The 8,182-nt window shown below is 31.2% G+C and carries 7 protein-coding genes and 1 pseudogene; 4 read left to right on the plus strand and 4 right to left on the minus strand.

Going from position 1 to position 8,182, the window contains the following annotated elements:
• The 4 genes from HNR52_RS11665 to HNR52_RS11680 form a co-directional block, all read left to right on the plus strand.
• Nucleotides 1-303 (plus strand): transposase (locus HNR52_RS11665; RefSeq protein WP_435620657.1); only part of this gene is annotated, 303 nt, incomplete at its 5' end.
• 98 nt (nucleotides 304-401) lie between these two features.
• A complete protein-coding gene (locus tag HNR52_RS11670; protein WP_435620658.1) occupies nucleotides 402-668 on the plus strand; it encodes a hypothetical protein in 267 nt (88 codons plus the stop codon).
• A 1,004-nt stretch (nucleotides 669-1,672) separates the two neighbouring features.
• Nucleotides 1,673-1,885 carry a hypothetical protein gene (locus HNR52_RS11675; protein WP_435620659.1) on the plus strand — a complete coding sequence of 71 codons (213 nt, stop codon included), beginning with the start codon at nucleotides 1,673-1,675 and terminating at the stop codon, nucleotides 1,883-1,885.
• Between the two features lie 265 nt (nucleotides 1,886-2,150).
• Entirely contained in the window at nucleotides 2,151-3,044 is an 894-nt protein-coding gene (locus tag HNR52_RS11680; RefSeq protein WP_435620660.1) for a tyrosine-type recombinase/integrase, read from the plus strand.
• A 367-nt stretch (nucleotides 3,045-3,411) separates the two neighbouring features.
• Here HNR52_RS11680 and HNR52_RS11685 read toward each other — a convergent pair whose 3' ends face one another.
• The 4 genes and pseudogenes from HNR52_RS11685 to HNR52_RS11695 form a co-directional block, all read right to left on the minus strand.
• A complete protein-coding gene (locus tag HNR52_RS11685) occupies nucleotides 3,412-4,758 on the minus strand; it encodes a glycosyltransferase family 2 protein (RefSeq protein ID WP_435620661.1) in 1,347 nt (448 codons plus the stop codon).
• Nucleotides 4,759-4,819: 61 nt separating this feature from the next.
• A pseudogene (locus HNR52_RS12285) lies at nucleotides 4,820-4,919 on the minus strand (transposase); the annotation flags it as partial.
• 21 nt (nucleotides 4,920-4,940) lie between these two features.
• Nucleotides 4,941-5,726: a response regulator gene (locus tag HNR52_RS11690; protein ID WP_435620662.1), complete on the minus strand. Its 786-nt coding sequence runs from the start codon at nucleotides 5,724-5,726 to the stop codon at nucleotides 4,941-4,943.
• A 72-nt stretch (nucleotides 5,727-5,798) separates the two neighbouring features.
• Nucleotides 5,799-7,799, minus strand: a complete 2,001-nt coding sequence (locus HNR52_RS11695) for a GGDEF domain-containing response regulator (protein ID WP_435620663.1) — start codon at nucleotides 7,797-7,799, stop codon at nucleotides 5,799-5,801.
• Between the last annotated feature and the right edge of the window lie 383 nt (nucleotides 7,800-8,182).

Below are 8,182 nucleotides of genomic sequence, written 5' to 3' on the forward strand. Positions count from 1 at the left end.
GAGACTATTCTAAATTACTACAGTCAAAGATGGCCTATAGAAATATTCTTTAGGCAGACAAAGAATAATCTTGGACTAAATACATATCAAGTACGATCAACAAAATCAATAGATAGATTATTATGGCTTATATCATTGACATACCTGTATTGTACGACTTCAGGTGATGAATATTGCAAATTTGGGCAAGGAATAAAAATAGTACGCAAAGAAGTACAAAAGCAGTGTGTTCAATGGTTATATGAGCAAGCTAATAATAAAGTACCTATTGATGAAATTTTAAAAGAACTACAGTTAGCATAGGCGTAGTGTATCTATTTGATGGTAATATTTGTTATCAATTTTTCTCATCTATAGTAAAATACGATAAATCGTATCGCTGAAAGGAGGTGAAGTTACATATGAACTACAACAATGAAGAAATGACTCGTGATGATTTTGATTCTTTAGCCGGACTTTTAATACAAAAAAATCGTGCTTTAATGAAAATAATTGATAATGACCAAGATGCCAAATATTATAAAAAAATCATCGGCATAATTGACTCTTGTATATACGATATAATTGGCATTGAAAAAGAAGGTATAGACAAATTAGCAGATGCAATTCTTGAGTTACTTGTAAAATTTCAAAAAGAAGACGAAATGATGCAAAATGACGATAAATAAAATCAATGATACCCTATGCTTTAAAGCGCATAGGGTATTTAAATATTTATATTGAATTTTCTGAATATTTGTTATATAATAATATCGAATTAAAAAGAAAACAAGCATAAAAATAAAATGCGTTATGCATCATTCTCTTTCCTCTACGGTTGAAATATCCGGGCCTTCAGAAAGCATTTTTGCGAGTATCAAAAGATTAGCTTTCTGCCGCTAAAGTTGATTCCTTTGCATATATCCGGATATTTCATAAAAAAGAATGGCAATGGAAGGTTGCTTGATTTTCTTTATACTGCTTAAATAAGCAGTAGACATCATGCATTTACACCAGCGGCAAAGCCCTATGGCTCACGGGCTTGGATATGAGCAGACGGAATTTTAAAGCATCAGTTATCCGGCATGATAAAATACACCACAGCAATACCATAAGCTACATCGCAAAAATCACTGCATAAGTAATCTCTATCATGCTATGCGGATAATGCATTTAGAGAAGATAAAGTGGCTTACCGGCTTTATCTACGACATAATCTCAATTGGTAATGATGTTTTAACAAAGGCTAATCTCACTTCATGGATATAAAACTTACTCACGCAGCGACAATAGGAGAATATAAACGGCGAAGCTGGTTATATTCCTCAGTTAAGTATATCCTTTTTAATCAAAAGGCAATCAATATACTGGAAAAATTTCGGAAATAGAAAGTGGTCAATTTGACCACTTTCTAAATACAGATAATGGAAATATTCTTTCTTGATAACATTAGATTTCATTGATATTACGCTATCTGAACGATGACAATCTTTTAAAATAATAACAGAACCCTAATATAAATAAAACTTGTTAACATTTTTAATTTAGAATTCAATTTAAGCCTGTTATATAGGCTTTTATCATTGTTATCAATACAAATATTTTCTGAATTTAAAATAGATATGTATGTTTTGGATACAACGCTGCGGAAATTATTTCTTCAACATTTGCTGAAGATCATTTGCTGGAAATATTGGCAATAAAGAAACGTGCTGAACATCTTAAAAGAAGAAATGAATTATACGAAGCAAAATATCCTGAAACAAAGAGTACTAATAAAGGCGGTGCATTTCGAGGCAATCAATATAAAAAAGTGGTCAACGAAATTATTTCCCCGACCTTTACAGAAGATATTGCTGCCAAACTATGTGTATCACCTAGAACTATACACAGGAAGTTAAAATAGCTGAAAAAGTAGATGACGAAGTAAAAAAACTGGGAAATTTTTGAAAATTTCAAGTGCTCAATTTAAGCACTTGAAAAATACAGATAATGGAAGGTAATTGTCTGGAATCTGGACAATTATTTAGGAACTGGAACGGACACTGTATCCGCTCTACTTAAAACATATAATAACAATAATAATTAAAGTTAACTAGTAAATTCTTTATATCAAAGTCCGTAATCCGCACTTTGAATGGCAGAAAATAGCAGGCAAAGGAGTGATTTTTATGGGCAGACAAGGAAGTATTTTCTATAGGCTGCTTAACAATTTAAAAGAACAGCAGTCATTTGGAAAAAGTAAATATGCTGTTAAGAAGAAAGCTAAAGAAGAAGCTATAAAGAATGGACTTCATGGACAAGATGTATTTAATGCTATGAATGATGCAGTTTTTAATGCAGGTATCTTCTCTGTACAGACTTATGCAACTTATCGTAATGAAATGAAAAAATTTGCTGATTGGTGCAAATCTAAAGGTGTAAAGAATAAAGACTTTGACAAAACAAAGGATATGGTATCAGATTATTTAAGCGAAAAAATCTCACTGGGTCAATCAGCATGGTCTATAAAGGTTGCAAGAGCAGCTCTTAGAAAAGCATATAAAGATAATAACCTTGCTGATGATATTAAAATACCCGAAAGAAAACTAAAAGATATAACAAGATCTAGACTTGAAAGACCTGATGATAAAAAAATTAATTTGGATAACTATAAGGATTTAATAGATTTTTGTAAATCATCTGGCTTAAGAAGGCGTGAAGTATCAGCTATCACTGCAAATGATATCTATAAAAAAGATGATAGGCTATATGTTCATGTCAAAAATGGTAAAGGCGGTAAAACAAGAGAAGTTCCTATACTCAAAAAATATCAGCCTAAAATTGAAAGCATATTAGAAAAAGCTAAAGATAGAGGAAATGAAAGGCTTTTTACAAGAATTCCAGAACATCTTGATATACACAGCATGAGACGTGAATACGCTCAAGACAGGTTTATAGAAATCAGAGGAAGAAAGTACAAAAAGCGTACAAGAGATAAAAGAGATAGAGAAGCTGTAAGAGAAGTAAGCAGAAACTTAGGTCATAACCGTGAAAATGTAACAGTGTCACATTATTTGTCATAAAAGAAATAAAGGTGGTTGATCACGCCACCTTTATTTCTCTAGTGGAAATATACCCACATTTTTTATTTGTTGCCAACTTCCGCCTTTTTACAATTTAAAACTAATTCACCTTTAAAAAACTTTTTTATTTCCACCTTCGATTATATTATGACACATAACAAATAAAATGTCAAGAGAATTTTAAAAATATTTTTACTATTTTATCAAATATATTTATTGCTTGCTTACACTTCCAAAAAAATAGCACGTCTGCGAAGAATGAGCAGAGGTGCGTTATAAATTCGGATTTTTGATTTGAGCAGAGCGAAAATGAAAAATCCGTACAATGTAATTATATATTCTTTGTTTAACCTGCAAAACGTACAATTCACTTCCATATTTTGCGAAGATTTAAAATTTCCTGCACATAACCCCATACGGCAATTGGCGAATGAATGACTTGATAAAATAAAATATAAAGAATATATCCGAGCAGATTTCTTCGGATTTTTAAACCTAAAGAATCAAATACATCTTTTTGAAAAATATACATTACTATTGTTACAAAAATATTTAGAGGAAGCACTAAAAGAGTATACGGTCCTACAATATAATATTTTCCCCAAAAAGCCATTATAAGTCCAGGTATCCAAACAAAAGTATATGTCATATCTATAAAAGGAATCAATATATCTAGACTAATCAAAAATCTCGCAAGAAATCTTTCTTGCTGCCAAGGACCTGCTACTTTAAAGCCCTCAAACATGCCACGTGCCCATCTTGACCTTTGTCTTATAAAATGTTTCATTTTAGTTGGAACTTCTGTAAAAGCGACTGCAAAAGGCTCAAAATATACTTTATAGCCATCTTCAAAAAACTTCCATGTCAATACAATATCTTCACCTATTACATCTTCCCAACCACCTATCTTTTTTACAATATCCGTTTTATAAAGACTAAAGGCTCCTTGTGCAACTAATGTACCTTGATATAAACCTTGCATTCTTTTTAAAGATGCAATGCCCATAAAATAGTCCCATTCCTGCATTTTAGATAAAATATTATTTCTACTATTCCTTACTAAAACATGTCCAGCCACTGCACACACATCAGGCGGAGCACTTAAAATTCTTGAAACTATGTTATTAATTGCATTTCTATGTAATAATGTATCAGCATCAAGCGTTATAAAATATTCTGTATCGATCGCTTTTAAGCCAGTATTTAATGCGTTATTTTTCCCCGGCTTTGGTTCAAATAAGCATTTGTATTGTATTCCATAATGTTTTGCAGCATTTTTTGCTGCTTCAAGAGTTCCATCAGAAGAATTATTATCAACAATCACAATTTGTATTTTACCGTTATATTCTTGAGTCGAAATATACTTTAATGTATTAGCAATTTTGCCAGCTTCATTTCTTGCTGCTATCAAAACTGTAATTGGTATATCAGGATTTGTATTTTTGTAAGGTGGTTGTTTGTCTAAAAGTAGACTTACTGTATCAAATGCAACAAGATAGCCTGGCACATAAGCAATAAAGGTAATTATAAATAATGCAAGTGGAAATCCAACAGCCTTACTAAGTTCGTGTAACCAAGGTTGAGATAATTTTATTGAAAGGATTACCCATAATATTGCTGAAAATTGTGATAGATAAAATTTATATATTACAGGTATGTATTTTTTATTTTTCCCATATTTACTTGATTTACTTGGTTTTACCCCTGACTGCAACTTTGATACCTCACTCCTGCTATATATTGCAAATTATTGAATTAGGTTCATCCTATTCGGAAATTTCATATTCAGCAGCGATCTCATTAAGCGTTTTTTCTTTCTGCAATACCTCTAAAACTATTTTGGCTTTTTTATTCTGGTGTAAAATTTCTTCTCTTATTTTATAACTATACTCTAACTTATTTGTCTGCTTGCTTTGAATTTGATATTTCTTTCATTAATCCTTCTTTTGCGAAATTAATTAATTCCTCTTCATTTTTACCATTATCAGGATATATACTTATACCAAAATACCACTTGCCTGGCAGTTTATCTTTAATTTTTTTTATTACAATCTTTGCACCATTAGCTACTGTAATAGGAAGAACTAAAGCCAAAGTATTTTTATCAATTTCAAATATTATATCTATATCACGAAGTTTGTTTTTTACCTGTTCTGCTACTTTTGAAATTTCAACTCTGATTTTTCCTTCATATTGTGCCAAGACTAAAGAAAAGTTAACATTGCTTCTTTTAGCACGGTTTATTTCTTTTTTTAACACTTCTTTAAGTTCTGGATAATGATCTTCTTCTTTAATACACCCTATTAGTTTTACTACACGTTTTACAAGCTCATCTTCTTTGAATGGTTTAATAAGATACTCTATTGCGCCGACTTCTATTGCTTGTGTAATTGAAGGTGCTGTGGCATCTCCACTTAATATCATCACTGGAATGTTTTTGTATCCCGCTTTCGATTTTAGTTTCTTTATAAATTCAAAACCGTTTTGATTTGGCAGATTAACATCTACAATTACTAAATCAAACAATTCTTTTCTATCTTTTACTTTCAGCATTGCTTCTTCAGCAGTAGATGCAGAATCAACATCATATCCCTCTGCCTTTAATATATTTTTAACCATAAGCCGTACTAATGTAGAGTCATCTACTATAAGAATGTTCTTACTACTTTTTCCTTCTTCCATAGCTTTTCATTGAGACCTGCTTAGAGGTCCAATTTTCTATCCTCCCTCTATGTCAAATATTTCAACACACTTTTATACGCTTTTTACGCAATTTCTCCCATCATTTTTTGCTTCATAAAGCATATTATCTACTCTCAAAAGAACGGTGTCAATTGTGTCATTTTCTCTGTATTCAGTAACTCCAAAACTTGCCGTCACGTTACCTACATCTCCAAATTTCACTGTACTTATCTGCATTCTAATCTCTTCAGCCAGATTAGTTGCATTATTCAAGGAAGTTTCGGGCAGGAGAATTATAAATTCTTCTCCTCCCCACCGAGCAAAATAATCCGTCTTCCGTATTCTTCCTTTTACCGTATCAGCAACTCCTTTAAGAACTGTATCTCCTGCTGCATGTCCAAAACGGTCATTCACGTTTTTGAAATGATCCAAGTCAAACATAATAAGTGAAAATAGCTTTTTACTCCTTTTTGTTCTCCCTGCTTCTTGCTCTAATATCTGCATGAAAAAACGCCTATTATAGATATTTGTAAGTGGATCAGTAACTGATTGACTGTAAAGCAATTCTTCAAATTTTTTGCGTTCACTTATGTCACGAATTATTCCTATAGCATGCCACGAATTATTAATTTTGACAACAGAAAGTGAAACTTCTACATCAATTTCATGTCCATGTTTATGTCTTGTTTTCATTTCAACTGTTTTGCCTACTATACTTCCTTTACCATTTAATCGAAATCTTTCAAATTCTTCTTTGTATGCACTATATAATTGTTTATCTTGAATCACAATCGCATGTAGTTCTTTTCCTATTATTTCATCTCTTGAGTAGCCAAGTATCCTTTCTGCCGCAGGATTCCAAAAAGTTACCTTGCCATTATCATCAATCATAATAATGGCATCTCCAGCATAAAATGTTATAGTATTTAAAACTTCATTCTTTTCTTTTAGATCATTTTCTATCTTTCTGCGCTCTGTCAAATCTACAGCAAGTGCTACATATACTTTTTCTTCCCCAAATTCTATAAGTTCTAAGTGAATTTCCGCTGGATATAAAGAGCCATCTTTCCTGCGATTCATTGTATCAAAAATGATTAATTTTCGTTCTCCCTTTGAAAGAGGCTCAAGAAATTCTTTAAAAGCTTGTAATGTAAATTCTGGGCTTAAATCAATAGGTGTCATTTTTTTGAATTCTTCTTCAGTATATCCTAAATTCTCCCTTGCTCCATGGTTTACTGCGATAAATTTCAGTGACTGTGGATGAAATATATAAATTTCATTAAGTGAGTCTTCAAAAAGTTTTTTATAAAATTCAAGATCTTTTTTTGCTTTCCATTCTTCAGTAATGTCAAAAACAATTACGTGCATCAACGTTTTTCCTTGATAATCTAAAATGGTTGAATATGTCTCTACCAATCTTTCTTTCCCATTAACTAATTTTTGAAGGCAAATGCAAGGATTGCAATTATTTTTTAATACTTCGGAACACTTATGACAACCATCAATTGTAAAAATACCAGCAACAGATTCTATGTTCATCTGTAATATGGTTTCTTTAGAACATCCATAAAATTCACAAGCGGCTTTATTAGCATCAACAATACGTCCTGATTCTGGTTCAATAAGCAGCATTGCTACATCATGATTTTCAAACATGCTATGAAATAATTCTTCTCTATTTTTAATTTGTATTTTTGCCTCATACAGATTAAAAGCCATTTCAATTTGAGAAATGAGTACATATTCATCTACACCTTTTAGAATATAACCATACGCTGAAACTGATTTTATTTTTTCTGTTATCTCTTTACTGGCGTTTGCAGTCAAAAATAAAATTGGGGTGTCTTTATGTTGTCCAATTATTTTCGCTGCGTCTATACCATCAATTGTTCCGCTAAGTTCTATATCCATAAGAATTAAATCTGGACTTTTAGAACTATGTATTGCTCTTTCAATGGCCTTTTCCCCTGTTAATACTATCTCTGTTTTATATCCATATTTATTTAAAATATCTGCGGTTATTTGTGCATTGAGTTTACTGTCCTCTACTATTAGAACCTCCTTAGTACTCATCAGCTAATACCCCCAACGAAAGATTCCAGCAAATTTAACTATGTTGAATGTTTTAAAAAAGAATTTGCAATATTCAATTAAAAATTATTCAAGAATTTTGTTCCACGAAATATTATTATACTATTATTGTTTGAAAAAACAATAAAATTTACCATTTTGAAAATGATTAACGGCAAAATTTTATCATTAAAATTTTGTTCAAAGTGTTGAAAATATTTCCTTTATTATAATACCCCATCTGTCAAGACATTTTTTTAAAGCTAAGTTAGATTTTTGCACTTCCTTTATTTTACTATGAAAACTTATTATATAAGTAGCTAAAAAAGCGCAGACTTCCCCTACAGCTTTAAAAATAGACTTTAAAGGGAATTAATGGTAATATT

It is taken from the genome of Thermoanaerobacterium thermosulfurigenes, from assembly GCF_051201035.1.
Lineage (GTDB): Bacteria > Bacillota > Thermoanaerobacteria > Thermoanaerobacterales > Thermoanaerobacteraceae > Thermoanaerobacterium > Thermoanaerobacterium thermosulfurigenes.

What these genes read in the sequence shown, in the direction of transcription:
- HNR52_RS11670 (WP_435620658.1), top strand. Translation starts at nt 402, where the DNA reads ATGAACTACAACAATGAAGAAATGACTCGTGATGATTTTGATTCTTTA.
- HNR52_RS11680 (WP_435620660.1), top strand. Translation starts at nt 2,151, where the DNA reads ATGGGCAGACAAGGAAGTATTTTCTATAGGCTGCTTAACAATTTAAAA.
- HNR52_RS11690 (WP_435620662.1), bottom strand. Translation starts at nt 5,726, where the DNA reads ATGGAAGAAGGAAAAAGTAGTAAGAACATTCTTATAGTAGATGACTCT.
- HNR52_RS11695 (WP_435620663.1), bottom strand. Translation starts at nt 7,799, where the DNA reads ATGAGTACTAAGGAGGTTCTAATAGTAGAGGACAGTAAACTCAATGCA.